The organism is Clostridium sp. ZS2-4 (assembly GCF_026719745.1).
Classification (GTDB): domain Bacteria; phylum Bacillota; class Clostridia; order Clostridiales; family Clostridiaceae; genus Clostridium_H.
In genome coordinates, this window is sequence record NZ_JAPPRQ010000015.1 from 86,335 (window position 1) to 106,620 (window position 20,286).

Here is a 20,286-nt window from a genome sequence, read left to right on the forward strand (position 1 = left end):
AGAATAAGAATATGGATGAGAGTAAATGTAGATTTTATTATGCAGATGATACTAATAAAATGACAAATATATTAATTTACCATTTAATAAGTTTGAAGGATCAAAAAAGAACTATCATAGTGCCAGATACATTCAAACAAGAGGTGCAGAGAAGGCTTTTATCTAGGAAATTACTTTTAGATAAAAGGATATCCATATTAGAGGTTACAGAGTATATAGAAAATAATCATTATACTGATGTTGCTATATTAATGTACTATAACTTATTGAAGGATATAAGAAGGGTTATAAAAAATGTAAATGCAAAACAGTGTTTACTAATAGGACCTCAAATTAAAGATTGTGATATATATAACAATGATGATAATAACTATAAATTTATTAATGAAACAGAAAAATTAATAAGGTATAGAGATAAATGGAATGATAAATACATAATTAAAAGTGAGAAGATAATTGAATGGCTAATAGATACAATTAAAATTTCTAAACAACATATTTACTTGGAATGTCCTTGGTTTAATAATGATGCATTTGATAAATTTAAAAAAGTTATTAAAGCAGCATTAATAAGAAATGTGGAAGTTAAAATTTTTTATGGGATTAATAAGGAAACAGATAGTAGGCACTTAAAAACCATTCATCTTATAAATGATTTAAGAATAGAAAATAGTAATTATTCTAATTTTGAGGTTATTGAAAAGAATACACATATAAAGCAGGCATTAATTGATAATTGGTATCTACATGCTAGTCATAATTTTGGAAGTAATACATTGAAATATGAAAATAGTCCAGATGAAAATGCGGTTATAGATATTGTAGATTTAAAGAAGATGAAGTACATTATTGACACACAATTCAGGGAGGAACAACATGATTTACATAATACCAAGTAATTTTGTATTCGGCAAAGAATTTATTGATGAACTTAAAGAAGAGTATAAAAAAGCTAAGAGGATATATGTTATCTGCCATGACCAAATATATGAAGAATTAAATAAATTAATAGAAAATATATTTGGAGATACATATTTAATGTTGATATATAAACATTGTACAGCAATTGATTATAGAAAGATTGATAATGAAATAACCAAAAAAGAACTTGAATTTTTAGAGCAAATTGACGAATTTAATGTTGAACAATATATAGCTAGTACAAGTGCTTCTTATAAAAATCTATTAGTAAAAGCAGGAGCAGGTGCTGGAAAAACAAGAACTATTATTGAATCTATATGTAACATTTTACTGGATGATAGAGCTAGGTCAGAAGAAATACTTTTAACAACATTTACTAATAAAAGTACTGAGGATATGTATACTAAGGTATATAATGAACTTTATGAAAGATGGAAGTTAACAGGAAATACAAAATGTCTATATTTATCAGAAAATATAAATAATCTAAAAATATGTACAATCCATAAATACTTTAAAATGCTATTAGGTGAATTAGGAGCATGGTATGGATATTCAAGGGAGGTATCTATTAGCAACTACACTGAAAAGCTATCAAATTATATTGAGAATGTAATAAATGGATATTTTGAGGTTAAGGAGTTTAATATTTATGACTATAAACTCTATCCTCACGATCTGAAAAAGTTTATGGTCAAATTTATTCAGAGTGAAAAAATTGATTTTAGTAAAATTGATGATTATCTATTATATAGCAGTAAGGATATGCTAGAGATTAAAAATTTAATTAGTCTGCTTAAAATTGTATGTGAGAAAGTAAACAAAGAGTTTGTACAGGAACTTATAAAAGAAGATAAGATAATGATGAATACTATTAATTTTAGATTGAATGACATGTTGGTATACAATAATGGAGAGAGGGAAAAGCTGACAAGATACAAATATATATTAATAGATGAGGGACAGGATACTTCAACTGATCAATTTACTGTATTTAGCAGTATTTGCAGATTAATTGAAAATAATATTTTGGTAGTAGGGGATGAAAAACAGGCTATTTATAGATTTAGAAATGCTGATCCAAATTCTATGGATAATTTTAATCAAATAATTGAAAATAAGCCGATATTCTTGAAAGCTAATTATAGAACTTCTGAAGTACCTTTAAATGAACTTAATAATGCATTTAAGAATATTTATGATGAATCAAAGTATACTAGTTTGGTGGCACAGAGAAAGGGAGGAAAGAGAATATCAAAAATAAAATACTATAACAATAAAAATTTATATAAGGAAATAGAAGAGGTTATTAATAATAAACTTCCATATATTGATAAATTGAGAGAGAAACATAATTATAAATCTAATCACAGCGACAGGATTGCAATACTTGTAAGAACAAATACAGAAGTTAAAAGAACTTTTGACAGTTTGGTAGATATGGGGGTAAGATGTAGTACTTTTAATAAGGGTAATCTGTTTAGAACCAAAGCAGCAAGGGATTTATTAGCATTGGTCAGAGTGTTGCTGTATAAAGATTCATATCTATATAAAGTACAATTGTTAAATACAGGGTATACAAATGAAAAGGTTAATATAAATGCAAAAGAATTTCTTAATAATTATAAGATAGAAGTGATTGATGAGATTTTAAAGGATTTGATGAAATTAATTGATGAACTGCAAAATGAAACTGCCTTCTATATATTAACTGAAATTATATATAAGCTTAATCCTACAGATGAAGACATAGAATACAGACAGGATCTAGATCTGATAATGGATGAACTAATTAAAAATGGTATAACCTCTACTTTTAAAGATATTGAACAATTCTTACAACTTAACATAGATCATGATATTGAGACTAAAAGTTCCAAGGAAAGAAAAGCAGATGATAAGGTAATAATTACAACTATACATGCAGCAAAGGGATTAGAATTTAATACGGTAATTTATTTAACTGATTATCAATACATAAAAGAAAATAATAGTGAATTTGAACTTATAGTACAGGGAAATAAAGTTGGTTTTATATACGGAAAGAATAATAACATAATGAATGAATACTATAATGAGTTGAAGTTGGCAGAAAAGAAAAAGATATTACAAGATGAAATAAATTTGGTTTATGTTGCATGCACAAGAGTTGAAGATGAGTTAATTATTTTATACCCTAATAAAATTAGGAAAGAAACTCATGCGGATATACTTAAGAGAAGTGGGCTTCTGAAAGGATGAGATTAAATGATCAAATTAATAACCTATGATAGTTATGATATGCTAAAAAAAATCGAAATAAAAGAGTATGATATTATAATCACAGCTTATAAAGATTCTGCAGAACTTATAGGGAAAATAGCTGAGTCAGTACCCGTTATAGCTATAGGAGAAATTATTGATAATATATTTCATTTTTGGAAAGATAGAGATAAGCAGTATGAGAATATAGTAAATATAAGGAAAATTATAGAAAATGAAAAGGTAGATGAAAATTTAAAATTAAGATTTAAAAAATCTTTAAATGAAGTATACTCAGCTATTAGGAATGCAAAGGAGCTTCTTATAACTCCAGATGAATATAGAGGTGAACTTAAAACAGATGAAGAAGAATTCTTTGTTAAATTAATGGAAGAAGTATATTATGAGAAAAATTTTGTTGACTATGATATTAGAGTTTTTAATTATACTAATAATATAGATAGCTTTAAAACGGACTTTGGTAATGCTGTAAATAAAATAGTAGGTAAAGAAATTACTTTAAAAAAGAAAAAAATATTACTACAGGGATTTTACTATATAACTCCAATGCAAGAATTCATATTGCAGCTTCTGAAAGATGGAGAAGTTGATATAGATTATTTGCTATTATGTAATATGAACTATGATAGAGTAAATGAAATGATAAATGAAACATTTAAAAATAAAGAAATCACTATTGAGAATAATAATAGTATGAAAAATGATATAAGTGATGTGTTTGCAAATCTGATGGATAATGGATTTAGTAAACATACGATAAACAAAGAAAAAATTGAACTTAGAATTTATGAGGATTTAAACACCTATAATAAAAAGATACTAGATTTTGATAGCAAAATATATGCTACCAATAGGCATAATATTATTGATAGACTATCGATATTTGGAGGCAATAGTAAGTTACCAGGTAAGCTTTCAATTAAATATTATCCTATAGGAATATTTTTAAGGGAGATATATACTACATGGAATAAGAATGTTAAAGATATTATTATGAGTTATGATAGCTTATGCAAAATATTTGAAACAGGTATCTTGAGGTTGAATACAGGTGGAAGTTCTAAAGAGTATTTAGAAGATTTAAAGAATATAGCACATTACTTTATTGATTGTGAAACACTTAAACAATGGATAGAACGTATTAAATTACTACGTGAGAATATCTCAAACTGCAAGTATAAAGCGATTCTTGAATACTACGGCCCTTTTACAGTGGATAAAAAGAGAATTAAAGAAATTCAAGCTTTTTTAGAGCAGTTAAAGAACATTACTGAAATTATTTTTTTCGATAAAGATGAGTATGGTATTGATATGGAAATACATCTACAAAACCTTCAGACTATTATGATAAATAATGTTAATGTTGAAGATGATAATGAGATTGCAGTACAATTGTTGAAAAAGATAGAAGAAATATTAAAAAATCGCTCAGTTAATATTAGGATAAACAATGAATATTTATTGGAAGCTATTACTTTTTACATAAATAGTGTGGATGAAAAAAATTTGGATAATATTGAAATTTGCACATTAGATTCTATTGAGGGAATTATTAATGATGAGAATGGTGAAGTACTTATATGTGATTTTGATAGAGATAATTTTCCACTAGCAAAACTTAGTGAATGCTGGTTATTGAATAAGGAAAAACTCTCTGAAATAATGAAAATAAAAACAGGTATATCGAAAGAACTTATTTTTAGGCAGCTTATTTTGTTACAACATCAAGGGGCAATAGGGAGATATGTATTTTGGATGATATTAAAATACCCAGGAAAAAAGATTTTTACTAGATTAGCGAATATTGATACGGATAATACACATTTATATGAAAAATTACTTGTAGAAAGTAGTGAACTAGTGTCTAAAAAGGGTGATGTAGATCTTACTAATAATAATTTAACTCCAATTAATATTGATAAATACAAATTTAATAAAAAAAGTAATCATAAGAAAAAAGAATATTTTATGTATTGTCCAATAAGATATTTTTATTATGAATTATCAGATGGGAGAGAAGTGTATACTGATAAATTTTGTCTTGAACATTTCATACCAAATTTAATGGCTTATTGTATTAGAGATAATAGTGTTGAAAAAATAAACAAGGTATTACGAGACTTACCTCAGTTGTCTAAGCTGTTAAGGGATAAGTTTAGAAATATTTCAAGAAAAAATATGAAAAATAAGGAAACGTGGGAAATTGAAGATTTAATACCGTATTATCCTGATGAGAATGGAGATGGGATAAAGAGTAAATTCGAAAAAAATAATACAGAGTTTTATAAAAGTATAGCTAAACAAAATAATTGTGCAGTGAATAGAAGTATAGATAATATTATTATAAGTGATATTTTACCACTTGCTAACAATAAGAGAGAAAATTGTATGTATTGTTCTTTTAGAGATAAGTGTAAATATGCCAAAATAAATGAACATTAAGATATGAATAATAGCTATTTCTAAATCAAAAGAGTTATAGTAAATAAATATTTCAAGAAAGAAGTCTGTAATAGGCATCTTTTTTATTGTATATAGAATACCACCTGCTATACAGGTGAGTTCTGAAGAGCTTTAGCGATGAGAATGATAAAAAAGACCTCCTTTTGTTAAAAATAGAAATAGTAAGCGAGGATAGGCAAACTTTCTCTCGCAACTACCCCTGGAAAAACCCGAGAAAAGTCGGAATTTAAGTAAATTAATTTCATAGTAAAACAATAGTACTTGTCATGAAAAGTGACTGGTACTTTTTTATTGCCAATAAAATTATTTAGAGAAAAATTGTAATAAAATGTTGTATAATGTAATTATTATTAAAATAAAGAAGTTCTATTTATGTATAAGGGAGAAAAATACATGAGATTATGGACAATTCAAAAGATTGATGCTTATGAACAATTTAAGAAAACAAAAATTTTAAGAGGTAATGAAAAATATGTTTGGGAAGACTTTTTACCTGCATATAAATGGATGATAGAGCAGATGAAAGTTAGAATTAATGAACCTATTCCAGAACCAAATGCTTATCCTGTTTGGGCATGGTATCAGTGGCAGGATGAGAAAAAGACAAAGCCAGATTTAAGATATAGTGGACATTTATCATCAGGTGAAAAAGGAGTAAGAATTGAATTTGAAATTGATGAAAAAAAAGTGTTGTTATCAGATTTTGAGTTGTACCATTTTGTATTGAATTATTGGTACATATCTTTAAATGAAAAAGATGATGATTTATTTGATGAAGAGATGGAAAAACATAACTTAACTATTCTGGATTTGCAGGATTTTAGTAAGAAGTCAAAGATATTAGATTATTTTAGAAATAGAGCTGAAAAAAGTTGGGAGAGAATTTTTGATCTTGATTGGTATGAGGAATATGTAAATCATCCTAAAAATTTAAAATCAATTCAAGCTGTGTTTTGGGAATTACATTGGGATCAGGTTATAGATGTAAAAGAATTTAAAGCTAGATGAAGTAATATTTAATATTATTAAGAAGGTATTAATATAGAAAAAAAGGAGATTGAATAAACTAAATTGAAGAAAAGGAAGTGTACAAATGGATAAAGATAAGTTAGATATACTAGAACGTATTAGGGTGTTTTTAGAGCTAGAAGAAGATGATATATTTAATGAGGAAGAGGAAGTAAAGGATAGAAATGAAGAAGAGGAATTAAGGAATAGAGTTACAGTTAAGATAGGAACTAAAGAGTTTCAATATATAAATAACTTTACAGATGAACAATATGAAACATACAGAGAGTTTACTGAAAGACTTGATAATGCAGATCATGTATTAAAGTATACTGAAATAGATGACAAATGTAAAGAATGGTTAACTAAGAATAATATTAATAAATATATGCAGGAGCAAATGGATAAAAGACTTGATATAGAGAAGGAAATGGAAATAATGGAGAGCGAACTAAAAAAAGAAGGGAACGTTATTGTTTTTAATCCTAAATATATTCAATTTAAAAGGAAGAAAAAGAAACAAGAAGAAATATGGAGGAAATTTGAAGAAAGTGTTATGGATTAATTTAATAAAGGAAAATTATTAGCAAGCGAGGATAGGCAAATCTTCCCTCGTAACTACCCCTAGAAAAACCCGAAAAAAGTCGGAATTTAAGTGAATTAATTTCATAGTAAAACAATATTACTGGACATAAAATTTGTATGGTGAAATACATTATAAATAATGATGTGAACTTCCTAAGAATTTAGGAAGTTTTAATTTTCTAGAGAAAGTTCCCATAAATATTTTCTTTAGGTTAATACTACTAATAAAAAAATAAAGACAGCAGTAATCTATTCATCAGATATCAGTAAGGTAGAAGATAAAATAGATATTGGCTGTATAAAATATTATGTAGAAAATATATTTATGAAGAAGTACAATGGGGATAAAATATATTTAAAGATAAAAGAAAAAATAGATCAAAATTTCCAATTAAGTGATTTAGATAAGCTGAATTTAATATTTTTACCACTTATGAATATATGAAATGCTGTAGTAAGCTTACCCTACAAGTTCATTGAATACAGTTAATTTGTAGGGTATAATAATAGTGGTGAGAATTATGTTAATTAAAAGTGTATTCGGGAAGAACAGAAAAGAAATGCAGAAATGATTAGGTTTTACGATAAAGAACTTAAAAGTTTGTCTAAAGAAAATATAAGTATAAAAAAAGATAGAACAAATAGAAGAATAAATAAGAAGACGTCAGCATTATGAGAATATGCTATCTGCACTTGTGAAAGAGCATAAAATAATCTCAAAAACATTGGAGGGGTTATAGTGAATATCTATCACGGCAGTGATGTTGTTGTGGAAAAACCTGGAATTTTACCGAGTAATCGTTTGCTTGATTTTGGCATAGGTTTTTATACTACAAGCAATAAAGAGCAAGCGGTTCGCTGGGCGGAAAAAGTGAGTTTAAGAAATAATACGGGTAAAAAGTTTTTGTCAATATATAACTTTGATATAGAAAAAGCAAAAAAAGAACTTAGTATCATAGAATTTACATCTGCTGATGAAAATTTTTAATCAGATATTATTTCATACAGAGAAAGCATTGGGGTCTTGTGTATTTAACCATTATGAAGATTTGGGAGGAAAAAGCAATGGATAAAAGTAAATTCGATGCGGTATTTCCCATCATATGTTCTGTTCTTGTAGAGAAAATTGCATTAGAACTAAACCTATCTGATAAAGAGGCTGTTATAGAACTTTATTCTTCACATTTGTATGAAATACTTGAGCAAGAGGAAATGAAAATTTGGCACTACAGCACAGAAAAACTGTTTGAACTGTTTTTGGAAGAAAGAAATAGCGGGAATATAAGCTTTCCGCAGGTGTGAGGTGATAACTAATGGATAGAATTATTGATTTTACAGTATTTTGTCTTGAAAGCTATAAGCAAGCACATCATCTGACCGGTAAGGCTGCACTTAAAGTTTTTAATGACAACAAGGTGTTTGACTATATCAAATCTTTTTATGATGTTCTTCATTCAACAGGACAAGGCTATATTGTGGAAGATATTGATGTGTATATTAATTCAAGACAACATTAATTTTTAGAAAGAAGAAACTCCCTTATGATCAGATCACTTATTTTAAAGGGAGGAGTTACATATTCTTAACAGATGAAGGCTATACATATTATACATACTCCAGTTACAGTGCAAGTTAACATATTTAATAAATATAATAACTACTAACAAACATAAAAAAGATATTGTTATAGAAATAGCGGGATTAATATTAAAAGTAAAAGGTAAAGAATTTACTATAACTAATAATAAATTATGAAAACTATGAAGTAGCAAGCGAAGATAGGCAAACCTTCCCTCGCAACTACCCTCTAGAAAAATCCGAAAAAAGTCGGAATTTAAGTGAATTAATTTCATAGTAAAACAATATTACTGGACATAAAATTTGTATGGTGAAATACATTATAAATAATGATGTGAACTTCCTAAGAATTTAGGAAGTTTTAATTTTGTGGAAATTTTTTATTTTTGAGATGGTATTTTATATACAGCACCTTCCAAGGGGCTTATAAACACCTATTGGAATAATAAGAAGAGAAAAGAAGAATAAAAAGAAGAAGAGTTTACAGTAAATGACACTTTGCTGCTGGAAATGTTAGAGATATAGTTAAAAATAAAAAAAATTAAAGAGCATGGGTAGTTTTTTTACATAAGTGCATATTTACTCTTTAAGTACGATTTTAAGGAGGAGATTTGCATGGCTTTATATAGACAGTTACAGGTAAAATTTTTGCAGGATGATTTTGTTCTAGATTTAACTCCAGAGGAAAATTTTTTTTATGCATATCTTATGACCAATTCTAAAACAACACAGTGCGGCATTTTTGAACTTCCAAAAAGAATTATAGAGATGGAAACAGGTTATAACAGAGAAACTGAAGAAAATAAAATCTCAGAGGAAAACAAAAATTTAGAAAAAAGTATAGAAAATGTTGACTTTAAAGAAGTAGTAAAGACCTTTAATAATAATATTCATCCTATTACTCCCATTGAATATGAGAAGCTAAAGAACTGGGAAGGGGATGTTCAGTGCGATGCCATAATTTTAGCCATTAAAGAAGCGGTAAACCATAATGCAAGAACCTTGAGCTATATAAATTCAATATTAAACAATTGGTATAATCTCGGACTTTATTCAGCGGATGCTGTAAAGGCTTATCAGCGTGATTGGAACAGTAAAAATAAAAAAGATAAAAATGAATCTATGGCTAATGCTGAAGCCTATATGTATGTTGAATAGGGGGAAGGCATTATGAATATAAACAAAATATGCAACAAAGAAGCAGAAGCAAGTATACTAGGGGAAATTCTTCTTGATAATAATGGATTATTAGAGATTATAGATATAATAAGTAGTAGTGATTTTTATCTGGATGGGCATAAGCTTATTTTTCATGCAATGGTTAAGCTTTATGAGCAGGGGAAAAAAATTGATGTGGTAGCTTTAGCAGAAAAATTAGGTGATTCTCTTAAGGAAGTTGGAGGACTGACTTATTTAAGTCAGCTTTTAGGTAGTGCTCTTTCTTCTGGAAATATAAAGTATTACGCTGAAATTATAAAAGAAAAATCTGCAAATCGACAACTGTTAAAAGTTATAAAGAAAGCACAAAAGGATATTGAAAATGAGGATAAAAAAAGTCAGGAAATTGTGGATTATTTTGAAAATAGTTTTCTGAATATGAAAAATGTATCCAGCTGTGATGATGGAGATATTACTGAGGCTATGATAGATGTTATAAAAAGTATGGAGGAAAGATACATAAAAGGTGGAGAAATAAGCGGTATTAAGACTGGATATAATATTTTAGATAAAGCTCTTGGAGGGTTATGTTCGGAAGAGTTTATTATTTTAGCTGCAAGACCATCTATGGGAAAAACAACTATGGCTCTTAATTTAGCCCTCAATGCAGTTTTTAAAAGCGGTGCCAGTGCTGCATTTCTTAATTTGGAAATGGGAAAAGAGCAAATTTTAAAAAGAGCTCTTTCAAATTACTCAGAAATCCCATACAGTTTTGTGAAGGAATCAAAGCTAAATGAGGATCAGTGGGTAAGGATAATGAAAGCTGCAAGTGTAATCACTGCTTCAAAGCTTAGTTTATACGATAAAATCTTCACTATAAATGGTATTAAGAGAGAATGTAAAAAGTTGAAAATACAGAAAGGTCTTGATGTGGTTATAATTGATTATCAGCAGCTTATTGACAGTGAGGGAAAAACACAAAACAGAACCATAGATATAGCTAAGATTTCAAGGACACTTAAGCTTATGGCAAAGGAGCTTAAGGTTACAGTAATAGCACTGTCACAACTTTCAAGAGCACCAGAGGCACGTTTAAATCACAGACCGATGCTTTCAGACTTAAGAGAATCAGGAAGTCTGGAGCAGGATGCCGATGTTGTTATGTTTCTGTATCGGGATGCCTATTATAATGTTGAAAGTGAGGAAAAAGATACTATAGAAACCATAATAGCAAAAAACAGAAATGGTAAAGTGGGAACAGTAAAATTAAAGTGGAAAGCAGATTTGCAGAAGATTGTGTGAAATTTAATTTTTAATAATCACCCCTGGTATTCCATTATTAACGAAAGTTTTACCTTCCAATGGCTTGAATCCAGATTTTGATATTTCTTTTTTTTCGTTCTGTGATATTGAAGAGTTCTTTTTATTGTCAGAATCAGTTGGAGGTGTATTAATAGAGCAACCAACTAATATATTTGAAAATAATAAGGATAAAATAACAAGAATAATTTCTTTCTTTAAAAATTTTGCTTTCATTATATACAAAATCCTTTCTTTAAAAGTTGTTATTTTGTCATTAAAAATAGTAGAGACATAATGTATCTAATTCTATTTTGCTAATGTATTTAAGGTAAGTCTATTATAACATGAAATATTTTCCAAAACATTAAAAGCTTTCTGTTTTTTAACAAATAAAGAATTTATATATTTAATAATAACACTTCTTAAGAAGTGTTATTTGCCAATAAAAATGAACGAAAGTTCGCATGAAATATTTTCTTTAGGTTAATACATATTTGCATCTAGAATTTTAGACTACTAAAGGATATGAAAATTTAAAGAGGTTTTTATTGTATGATGCAAGATTATATAAGAAATCTAATAAAAAAATAAGAACAGCAGTAATTTATTCATCAGATATCAGCAAGGCAGAAAATAAAATAGATATTGGCTGTAGAAAATATATTTATGAAGAAGTACAATGGTGATAAAATATATTTAAAGATAAAAGAAAAAATAGAGCAAAATTTTGAATTAAGTGATTTAGATAAGCTGAAATTAATATTTTTACCACTTATAAGGAAGGGAAAATCAAAATAAAACTTACAATATAAATGACGAAAGATATTATAGAGCAAATTATTGCTAATATAGAGGAGGGGTAAAAATGTGTATGAATTTATTCTGGTGCGAGTTTGAAAATATGGACGTTGAGGAGTGCCCGGAATACGGCGAGCCTTATTGCAAAGACGGAATAGACGGATTCGAATGCGAATACCTTTTGCAAAAAAGGGCCGCAGAAAAAACTAAAGATTTTGTTTTTTAGAGTATTTATAAAGTAGTTATTAAATGAAATATTATTTAGTACCAATGGGGAAAAATTAAATAGCAACCTCAGTCAATCACCCGGGAGATGTGAACAACTCATAAATGACCAAAACTCAGCAGGATAAGTTAATTCTGCTGAGTTTTTATATATCAATCCTTCATAAAATGCTATAATAAAAATGTAAACATACACAATATTTATATAATTAATACAGAAACTGGGTGATGAAATGCAGCTAAGAGAACTATTTTTAGATGATCTTAATAACTATACAAAAGAAACTACCATAGATATTAAAGATATAAAGGAGATGAAACTGTGAAAAAAATGAATAATAGAATGTGTATTTTAATATTTTGTTTGCTAATAAGTATATCATCTATTGGGTGCAGCAGTTCAAAACAAAACACATCAAATTCTAACAAACAAAATAGTGAATTAAAGAATAATGCACAGATTCAAGCGTTAAAGAAGACAAACTCTAACAATGATGAGAATGTAAAAATAGAAGAAGGGAATAAAGGAATTAAACCTGAAGTGGTATCTAATCAGGAAAATAAAAAGGATAATAGTACCCAAAGCAAAGAAAAAATTATTAGTCTTACAGATGAAGAACATAAAAAAATTAATATATTTTTCAGTAATTTTTCTGAAGTATATTTAAAACCATTTCAAAAAGGGAAAATCTCAGATAGTGAATTAATACAATTTGGATTTTATCATAATTATATTAATAATCCTAAAAGAGTTAAATATAAAGATAGTAATGCATTAATATCTAAGGAATATGTATTTGAGAGTATAGAAAAATATTTCAAATTGGATATAAGTAAACATAAAATACCAGAGAGTATAGGAATTAAATATTCTAATGGATACTTTTATATGCCAGCTGCTGATGGAGAAACATATCCATTTTCTCAAGTTACAAAGCTTATTGATAATGGAGATAAAACTATGACAGCTTATGTAGATGTATATGTAGGGAATATATTTGATTTTTATAATTATAAGCCTTATAGTAAATGGAGCAAAAATGATAAAGATTCAGCTCATAAAATTGGTAGGTATAAAGCTCTAATAGAAAAAGAAAATGAAAGATATATTCTTTTGGAATATAATAAATTATCTTAAGTTGTCCAATTAAGATAACTATTAAGAATTAAAGAAGTTATACATTTAACGATAAAATTTTTAAGCCTGTAAATCATCAAATAAGAGAGGAAGTAGACCATGATTAAAAGAGTTTTTTCTAGTATATTAATGTCAATTTTTCTTACCTGTTCTAATGTAACTGCTACATTATCAGCAAATGATTTTCATATTACAAAAACAAGTACTCAAACACAAGAAAATTCTGTTGTTATAAATGTTAATGGTAAGGTTGTAAAGGGTGTAAAAGCTTATATGGATTCAAATTCAAAACTTATGATTCAGCTTGCACCCATAGTAAAAGAATTTGACCAAAACGCAGATATAGATTTAAAGAATAGAAATGTTACAGTAAAAATTAATAAAGATAATTCTTCTACAAAGGATAGAAACATTTCAGAAGAACTAGATAAATACTTAAGTCTTCTTCAAAAATCAGATAACTTTCATGGAAGTGTTCTTGTTAGTAAAGGTGATACTATATTGTTAGACAAAGGATATAATATGGCAAACTTTGAGCAAAATATTAAGAATACAGCACAAACAACTTTCCCCATTGGTTCAATGACAAAGCAATTTACAGCAATGGCAATAATGCAGTTAGTTGAAAAAGGTATGATTAATGAGCAGGACAAGCTTTCTAAATATATACCTGATTTTCCTAATGGAGATGACATAACAATATATAATCTGCTTACTCATACATCTGGTCTTGTAATATTTAATCAATTACCTGAATTTTTGAAAAAGAAACCCGAAGATTTAACAAATATTAATAATGTAATTAATTTATTTAAAGATAAACCACTGAATTTTAAGCCTGGAACTAAATTTGAATATTGTAATTCAGGATATCTTCTACTTGGATATATAATTGAAAAAGTAAGTAACATGAGTTATGAAGATTATTTAAAAACTAATATTTTTAAACCTCTTAATATGAATGATACAGGTATTGCTTACAAAGGAAACGAAAAAATGTATAGTTCTCAAGGTTATAGCGGATATTTAGAGGTTTCCCCTGTTGATGATGAACTAATACTTAATGGTGTCCATGGTGCTGGTGCATTATATTCTACTACAGAAGACATATATAAATGGAGTAGAGCATTAAATACAGAAAAATTAGTAAATAAAAAAAACATGGAAAAAATATTTTCAAAATGTGTAAAAATGCCTATATATAATTCAGCGTATTATGGTTATGGTTGGATGATAAATGAAGGTAAATATGGTCATGAAGTTTTTCATGGAGGTAATGTATTAGGTTTTACAAGTAACATAAAAAGATATACAGATAAAGACTTAACTATAATCATACTAACAAATGCAGGATATTATGATATAGATTCACTTACAAATGTTTTAGCTGATATATACTTTGGTAGTGAATATAAGCTTCCAAAGAAAAAGAAAGAAATTAAAGTTGACAGTAAAATATTAAATAACTATGTAGGTAAATATTCTATTGATAAGATTGTAGATTTTAATATAATAAGGGAAGGAAATCACCTTTACTATCAAGCTAGTGGTCAGCCCAAATTTGAAGTTTTCCCTGAAGCTAATAACAAGGTTTTCTTTAAAGTTGTTGATGCAGAAATAGTATTTAATACTGATTCAAAGGGGAATATTACTGGTATAGAATTATATCAATTTGGGCAAAAATTTAAAGGAACTAAAGTAAAATGACAAATAAATAAAGTACACTACCAGGGGTGTAAAATTTAATTATCAATATTATTTTTTTACAAAAAAATAAGGCTGTCTCAACATAGAAGTTATATTCTTGTTGAGACAGCCACTTTTTCCTTTACTAGCTGCTCCACTGTAGGAATATCTGCTGGTGCCCATTTTAATGATTCAAGGTTTTCTCTTTTAAGCCATATAAGCTTAGAATATTCATTAGCAGTAGGAGTCCCATCTTTAATTTTACATTTAATTGTTATTAGGTTTACAATAAATTTTTCATAATCATGTGTATTATCATTAAATATTTCTTTACATTCAATGGAACATTTCAATTCTTCTTGAATTTCTCTTACTATAGCTTGGGCAAGATTTTCATTTTCTTCAACTTTTCCACCAGGAAATTCCCACATGTTAGGAAGACTCATTTTAGGGGAACGAAGAGCACACAATATCTCATTATTATCATTCTCAATTATTGCACCAACAACTTCTATTGTTTTTTTCATCCTAAACACCTCTATGATAGATTAACATATGAAGGAAAAAATATCAATTTACTATAGAAAATCAGGATAAAGTTAGAAAAATATAGGTTTAATGTTTATTTACATATAAATTAGTAAAAGAGAATAAGGGAAAGATAAACAAAAAAAGAGAGGCATTTACTCCTCTCTTAATAACATATACATTTACTTTTGAATAATAAATTTATAAGTCCAAAATACCGCTGCTCTGATTTTGACACCTATATCTCGATAGGTGGGTGTTCTCACAAATGATTTACTGTCCCAAAAAATCTGGAGTTATGAATCAGCTGTATTCAAGTGATCTTTGGTTTCAGCTAAGGTACGATTTTCAGATTGAATTTTCAGAACAACTTCTTCAAGAAAAATAAAGAAAAGGGTTCTGGATTTTTCGTAAGCTTTTAGATAACTGGGTTGATGAATTTTTGACAGCCAAAAAATCTTGTCACATTGATCAAACAGAGCTGTGTTGTATTCCTCCATAACCATGGCTACATCACAGTTCTTGATTTTTGCATCATGGTACAACTTTTCGAAGGAGCGAAAGGTTCCTGAAACTGTGATAAAAACAAGTAAGGTGTTTTCATCAATCATTGAAGTAACTGAGAGTTCATCGGATACAGCCATGACTATTTTGTTTAAACACGTGCGTAAACGATATTCGAAGTATTGGGCACAGAGTAATGAAGGACCATATCCAAACAATACAATTTTTTCATGGGTTTTGATCAATTCTAAAAAATCATTGGTCAAAGTGCTATCAAAATCATCAATAAAATTCTTGATTCGAGTCAGTTCATCTGAGTGATCAGTATGGGGCATTTCTTTACCATATAAAAAATCAAGATACTGCTTAAAGTTTGAAAACCCCAATTTCTTAACAAATTTTGATATTTTTGAAACCGAGCAATTGCACAGATGAGCAGCTTGGTTGATTCTGAATTTTGGATTATTTTTGGAATATTCCATTAATATATCGTATATTTGTTTTTCTAGCGAATTCAAATTTCTTATATCAATACTAATCATAATGAGCATTCTCCAATGGTTATTTTGGTGTATTTCTTCACTTGATTATAGCACCTGCACTAATTTTTGTAAAGGAACATGAAAATTGTAAAAAACGTTAACAATAGGTATATATATAAAAATAAAGAATTATAAAGATGAAAATAAATGAAATTTGAGAAAATTCTTCAAATGGAAAATTTTCGTAATAACACAATAAAAAGAAGCGTAAAGAGAAAAAATTTCCAAAAAAATGTTGACTCATACATAATTTGGATATATAATCAATATATGGACAAACATACAAAAAGTGATGCATAAGAAATCTAGTTCAAAATTAGTAATTAATTAACATATAAGTGTTTAGGAGGTAAAAAGATGAGTAAAGATCAAATTATTCAGTCATTAGTGGAAATGCTGTCAGAGGAGCAGGTGAATATGAATCATGATGATTTGTATGATGCTTCGGCAGACAGATATAAAAAATATGCAAAGGCAAGAAAAGTATTGGATGTACCAATGCCTTTAGCAATTGTTTATCCAAAATCAACGGAAGAAGTCAGTGAACTTTTGAAGTTCTGTAATGAAAATGCTATCAATGTTATTCCAAGAGGTGGAAAGACAGCAACAGAAGGTGGGTTGGAAAACTGGAAGGAAACTACAATTGTTATTGATGCTCTTCATCTTGATAAAATCATCAAAATTGATCCATATAATATGCAGGCAACTGTTCAGGCAGGAGTTGCACTTCAGGATTTGGAAGATGAACTGAGAAAAATCGGTTATACAGCAGGTCATTCTCCACAATCAAAGCCTGTTGCAAAATATGGGGGATTGTTGGCGACTAGAAGTATAGGACAATTCTCAACGCTATATGGTGGCATTGAAGATATGGTTGTTGGTCTTGAGTGTGTATTCCCGGACGGACATATTTCTAGGATTAAAAATGTTTCAAGACGATCAGGCGGACCAGATATTCGTCACATTGCTATTGGTAATGAAGGGACTCTTTGCTACATTACAGAAGTTACTGTGAAAATATTCAAATTTTATCCTCAGAACAATAAATTTTACGGTTATTTGATAAAGGATGTTGAAACAGGAATTAGCGTTCTTCGTGAAGTTATAACTAACGGATACAGACCATCTGTTGCAAGAACTTATTCAGAAGAAGATGCTGCTCAACATTTCTATCATTTCCATGAAAATAAATGTGTATTGCTATTTATGGCAGAAGGTCCTAAAAATATTGTAGAAGCTACAGGACAAGCTATTGAAGAAGCCGTTGAAAAATTCAAAGATGGTATCATCAAGCAGGTGGACAGCCAATTAATTCAGGAGTGGTTTGAGAGTTTGAATTGGTCACAGCAAGATATCGACGACGAATTTGAAGGCATGATTGAAAATGATTCACATGCAGGCTTCACTACAGAGATTTCAGCTAACTGGGAAACTATTCCAAAGATTTATAATAATGTTATGAAGAGAGTAAGAAGCGAATACCCTCGTGCCCATGACTTGACTATGTTAGGTGGACATTCATCACACAGTTATATTAATGGTACAAATATGTACTTCGTATATAACTATGAAATCCATTGTGAACCGGAAGATGAAATGAGAATCTATCATCATCCTCTACAGAGAATTATTGTTGAAGAAACATTGAAACTAGGTGGTTCCATGTGTCATCACCATGGTATTGGTAAGTTCAGAAACGAATGGACTAAGGAAGAACATGGTTCAGCTTACTACATGTTAGAAAAGCTTAAAGAGGCTTTCGATCCTAATGGTATTATGAACTTTGGAACTATATTCCCACAAGAAGAAGGGATGAAATATATAAAATAATGAAAATAATATGTATGGTAAAATTTGTACCTGATGTTAATAACTTTGAATATGATTTTGAGTCTAATACAGTTGTGAGAGAGAATGTCAGAATGATTGTTAATCCGGATGATGCCTGTGCAGTGGCTTTTGCATTGAAAGTGAAGAAAAATCATCCAGATACAACAGTTGAGATAGTGACTATGGCGCCTCAGTCTGTTCTGCCACTGGTGGAGGAGCTATTAAGGATTGGTGTCGATAAGGCCACGTTTATTTCGGACACTGTTTTTTCAGGAGGTGACAGCTATGCAACCAGTAGAGTGATTTCCAGATATTTAAAGACAGTAGATTTTGACTTGATATTAACAGGGACTCACGCAATAGATGGTGATACATCCCATGTACCTTCCCAAATTGGGGAACTTCTTAATCTGTGTCAAATGTCAAATGTCATCCATGTAGATGAGAGTTTGTTGACCAAAAAGAAAGCAGTGTTTACGGTAGATAGCGAAGCCTCTGTTGCTATATATGAAGTGACTCTACCTGCGGTATTAAGCTTGCAAAGAGAAAGCAAATATAAATTACCATATATTAAATATGAAGACTTAAATAAAGATGTTAAATATAAGATAAATATGATTTCAAATAGTAAGCTGAACTTTGAACCAAATAAAGTCGGTTTGAAAGGCTCTTTGACAAAAGTGAACAGAACTTTTGTCAAAGAGTATGAAAAAAGAGATAAAGTTGTTGTAAGTAATGATGAAGAAGGGATTGAACGAGTATATTCCTTCTTAAAAGAAAAAGGATTTGTGTGATATGAAGAAAAGCTTGATTTATTTGGATGAAGAAAATCATAAAAATTCTATTGACTTGCTTGAGGTTGTAAGACAAATCTATGGAGAAGAAGGAAATGAAACATATGGTATTTGTGTGAATCATTATTGTCGGAAAGCAGAAGGTGCATTTGATAAGCTCATTCAGGTTTCTGAAAATGAAATATCTGAAAAAGATCCAATGATTATTACGGATATCATGGAAGAACTTCATGGACAGTATGAATTTGATTGTATTCTGATACCTGCTACACAGTTTGGACGCATGTTAGCACCAAGACTTGCTATGAGGCTAAAGGTTGGGTTGGTAGCAGATGTGACAGCTATTCACAATCATAATAGGGTGGTTGAAATGGTCAGGCCTGCTTTTAGTGGAAAAATTATGGCAGGAATTGTTAAAAATGGTGATGGGCCTTATATGATGAGTGTGAGGCAGAATGTGTTCACTTACAATAATAAGAGTTTAAAAGATACACAGGTGATTGCATTCCATCCAGTAAAACGACGAAACAGTAGTTTAAAATTATTAGAAACCAGGAAAAAGATTCAAAGTTACGATATTAGAGATAGTAAAGTGCTTGTTTCAGGTGGAGGAGGTACCAGCAAGAATTTTAAGAAGCTTGAATTGTTGGCCAAAGAACTCAACGGACAGGTATCTGCCAGTAGGAAAATAATTGATAAAGGCATTGCGCCAAGGGAGATACAGGTAGGACAATCGGGTAAAACCGTCAATCCGAAACTGTACATAGCACTTGGTATTAATGGAGCAATACAACATATAGAAGGATTAAAGAATGTTGACCACATTATTTCGATAAACACCAATAAAAGTGCCCCTATATGTTCCCTTTCAGATTTAGTGGTGGAAGGTGATGCCTTTGAATTTATTGATAAACTGGTAGAAAAAATAAAAGCAAACAAATAATTATAATATTTAGGAGGTAAG

Annotated in this window: 21 protein-coding genes; 18 read left to right on the forward strand and 3 right to left on the reverse strand. The window is 29.0% G+C overall.

Features of this window, described 5'->3' with window-relative positions:
* Positions 1 to 11: 11 nt before the first annotated feature.
* From OIO11_RS03005 to dnaB, 10 genes are all read left to right on the forward strand, one after another.
* Positions 12 to 899: a hypothetical protein gene (locus tag OIO11_RS03005; RefSeq protein ID WP_268069879.1), complete on the forward strand. Its 888-nt coding sequence runs from the start codon at positions 12 to 14 to the stop codon at positions 897 to 899.
* Complete coding sequence (locus tag OIO11_RS03010; RefSeq protein ID WP_268069880.1) at positions 877 to 3,162, forward strand: UvrD-helicase domain-containing protein; 2,286 nt, start codon at positions 877 to 879, stop codon at positions 3,160 to 3,162. The genes OIO11_RS03005 and OIO11_RS03010 overlap by 23 nt, the downstream gene beginning before the upstream one ends.
* A gap of 6 nt (positions 3,163 to 3,168) precedes the next feature.
* Positions 3,169 to 5,625, forward strand: a complete 2,457-nt coding sequence (locus OIO11_RS03015) for a hypothetical protein (protein WP_268069881.1) — start codon at positions 3,169 to 3,171, stop codon at positions 5,623 to 5,625.
* A gap of 414 nt (positions 5,626 to 6,039) precedes the next feature.
* Positions 6,040 to 6,654: a DUF3841 domain-containing protein gene (locus OIO11_RS03020; RefSeq protein ID WP_268069882.1), complete on the forward strand. Its 615-nt coding sequence runs from the start codon at positions 6,040 to 6,042 to the stop codon at positions 6,652 to 6,654.
* 85 nt (positions 6,655 to 6,739) lie between these two features.
* On the forward strand, positions 6,740 to 7,219 hold the full coding sequence (locus OIO11_RS03025) for a hypothetical protein (RefSeq protein ID WP_268069883.1): 480 nt from the start codon (positions 6,740 to 6,742) through the stop codon (positions 7,217 to 7,219).
* Positions 7,220 to 7,978: 759 nt separating this feature from the next.
* A complete protein-coding gene (locus OIO11_RS03030) occupies positions 7,979 to 8,227 on the forward strand; it encodes a DUF3990 domain-containing protein (RefSeq protein ID WP_268069884.1) in 249 nt (82 codons plus the stop codon).
* A 77-nt stretch (positions 8,228 to 8,304) separates the two neighbouring features.
* Positions 8,305 to 8,541 (forward strand): hypothetical protein, encoded by a 237-nt coding sequence (locus tag OIO11_RS03035; RefSeq protein WP_268069885.1) that lies wholly within the window; start codon positions 8,305 to 8,307, stop codon positions 8,539 to 8,541.
* Positions 8,542 to 8,552: 11 nt separating this feature from the next.
* Entirely contained in the window at positions 8,553 to 8,756 is a 204-nt protein-coding gene (locus tag OIO11_RS03040; protein ID WP_268069886.1) for a DUF3791 domain-containing protein, read from the forward strand.
* 676 nt (positions 8,757 to 9,432) lie between these two features.
* A complete protein-coding gene (locus tag OIO11_RS03045; protein ID WP_268069887.1) occupies positions 9,433 to 9,975 on the forward strand; it encodes a DnaD domain-containing protein in 543 nt (180 codons plus the stop codon).
* 12 nt (positions 9,976 to 9,987) lie between these two features.
* Positions 9,988 to 11,277 carry a replicative DNA helicase gene (dnaB, locus tag OIO11_RS03050; RefSeq protein ID WP_268069888.1) on the forward strand — a complete coding sequence of 430 codons (1,290 nt, stop codon included), beginning with the start codon at positions 9,988 to 9,990 and terminating at the stop codon, positions 11,275 to 11,277.
* A gap of 3 nt (positions 11,278 to 11,280) precedes the next feature.
* Here the strand turns inward: dnaB and OIO11_RS03055 are convergent, their stop codons facing one another.
* Positions 11,281 to 11,511 carry a hypothetical protein gene (locus OIO11_RS03055; RefSeq protein ID WP_268069889.1) on the reverse strand — a complete coding sequence of 77 codons (231 nt, stop codon included), beginning with the start codon at positions 11,509 to 11,511 and terminating at the stop codon, positions 11,281 to 11,283.
* Positions 11,512 to 11,825: 314 nt separating this feature from the next.
* Between OIO11_RS03055 and OIO11_RS03060 the strand changes: the two genes are divergently transcribed.
* The 5 genes from OIO11_RS03060 (at position 11,826) to OIO11_RS03080 (ending at position 15,145) form a co-directional block, all read left to right on the forward strand.
* Entirely contained in the window at positions 11,826 to 11,963 is a 138-nt protein-coding gene (locus OIO11_RS03060; protein WP_268069890.1) for a hypothetical protein, read from the forward strand.
* Positions 11,944 to 12,075, forward strand: a complete 132-nt coding sequence (locus OIO11_RS03065) for a hypothetical protein (protein ID WP_268069891.1) — start codon at positions 11,944 to 11,946, stop codon at positions 12,073 to 12,075. Before OIO11_RS03060 ends, OIO11_RS03065 begins: the two co-directional genes overlap by 20 nt.
* Positions 12,076 to 12,142: 67 nt before the next feature.
* A complete protein-coding gene (locus tag OIO11_RS03070) occupies positions 12,143 to 12,301 on the forward strand; it encodes a hypothetical protein (RefSeq protein WP_268069892.1) in 159 nt (52 codons plus the stop codon).
* A 321-nt stretch (positions 12,302 to 12,622) separates the two neighbouring features.
* A complete protein-coding gene (locus OIO11_RS03075) occupies positions 12,623 to 13,438 on the forward strand; it encodes a hypothetical protein (protein WP_268069893.1) in 816 nt (271 codons plus the stop codon).
* A 99-nt stretch (positions 13,439 to 13,537) separates the two neighbouring features.
* Positions 13,538 to 15,145 carry a serine hydrolase gene (locus OIO11_RS03080; protein ID WP_268069894.1) on the forward strand — a complete coding sequence of 536 codons (1,608 nt, stop codon included), beginning with the start codon at positions 13,538 to 13,540 and terminating at the stop codon, positions 15,143 to 15,145.
* A gap of 89 nt (positions 15,146 to 15,234) precedes the next feature.
* Here the strand turns inward: OIO11_RS03080 and OIO11_RS03085 are convergent, their stop codons facing one another.
* On the reverse strand, positions 15,235 to 15,651 hold the full coding sequence (locus OIO11_RS03085; RefSeq protein WP_268069895.1) for a (deoxy)nucleoside triphosphate pyrophosphohydrolase: 417 nt from the start codon (positions 15,649 to 15,651) through the stop codon (positions 15,235 to 15,237).
* 297 nt (positions 15,652 to 15,948) lie between these two features.
* A complete protein-coding gene (locus OIO11_RS03090) occupies positions 15,949 to 16,698 on the reverse strand; it encodes a MurR/RpiR family transcriptional regulator (protein ID WP_268069896.1) in 750 nt (249 codons plus the stop codon).
* 357 nt (positions 16,699 to 17,055) lie between these two features.
* Between OIO11_RS03090 and OIO11_RS03095 the strand changes: the two genes are divergently transcribed.
* The 3 genes from OIO11_RS03095 to OIO11_RS03105 are packed head-to-tail and all read left to right on the forward strand — an operon-like array spanning position 17,056 to position 20,265.
* Entirely contained in the window at positions 17,056 to 18,528 is a 1,473-nt protein-coding gene (locus OIO11_RS03095; protein WP_268069897.1) for an FAD-binding oxidoreductase, read from the forward strand.
* 14 nt (positions 18,529 to 18,542) lie between these two features.
* Positions 18,543 to 19,322 carry an electron transfer flavoprotein subunit beta/FixA family protein gene (locus tag OIO11_RS03100; protein ID WP_268069898.1) on the forward strand — a complete coding sequence of 260 codons (780 nt, stop codon included), beginning with the start codon at positions 18,543 to 18,545 and terminating at the stop codon, positions 19,320 to 19,322.
* 1 nt (position 19,323) lies between these two features.
* Entirely contained in the window at positions 19,324 to 20,265 is a 942-nt protein-coding gene (locus OIO11_RS03105; protein ID WP_268069899.1) for an electron transfer flavoprotein subunit alpha/FixB family protein, read from the forward strand.
* The last annotated feature ends 21 nt before the right edge of the window (positions 20,266 to 20,286 follow it).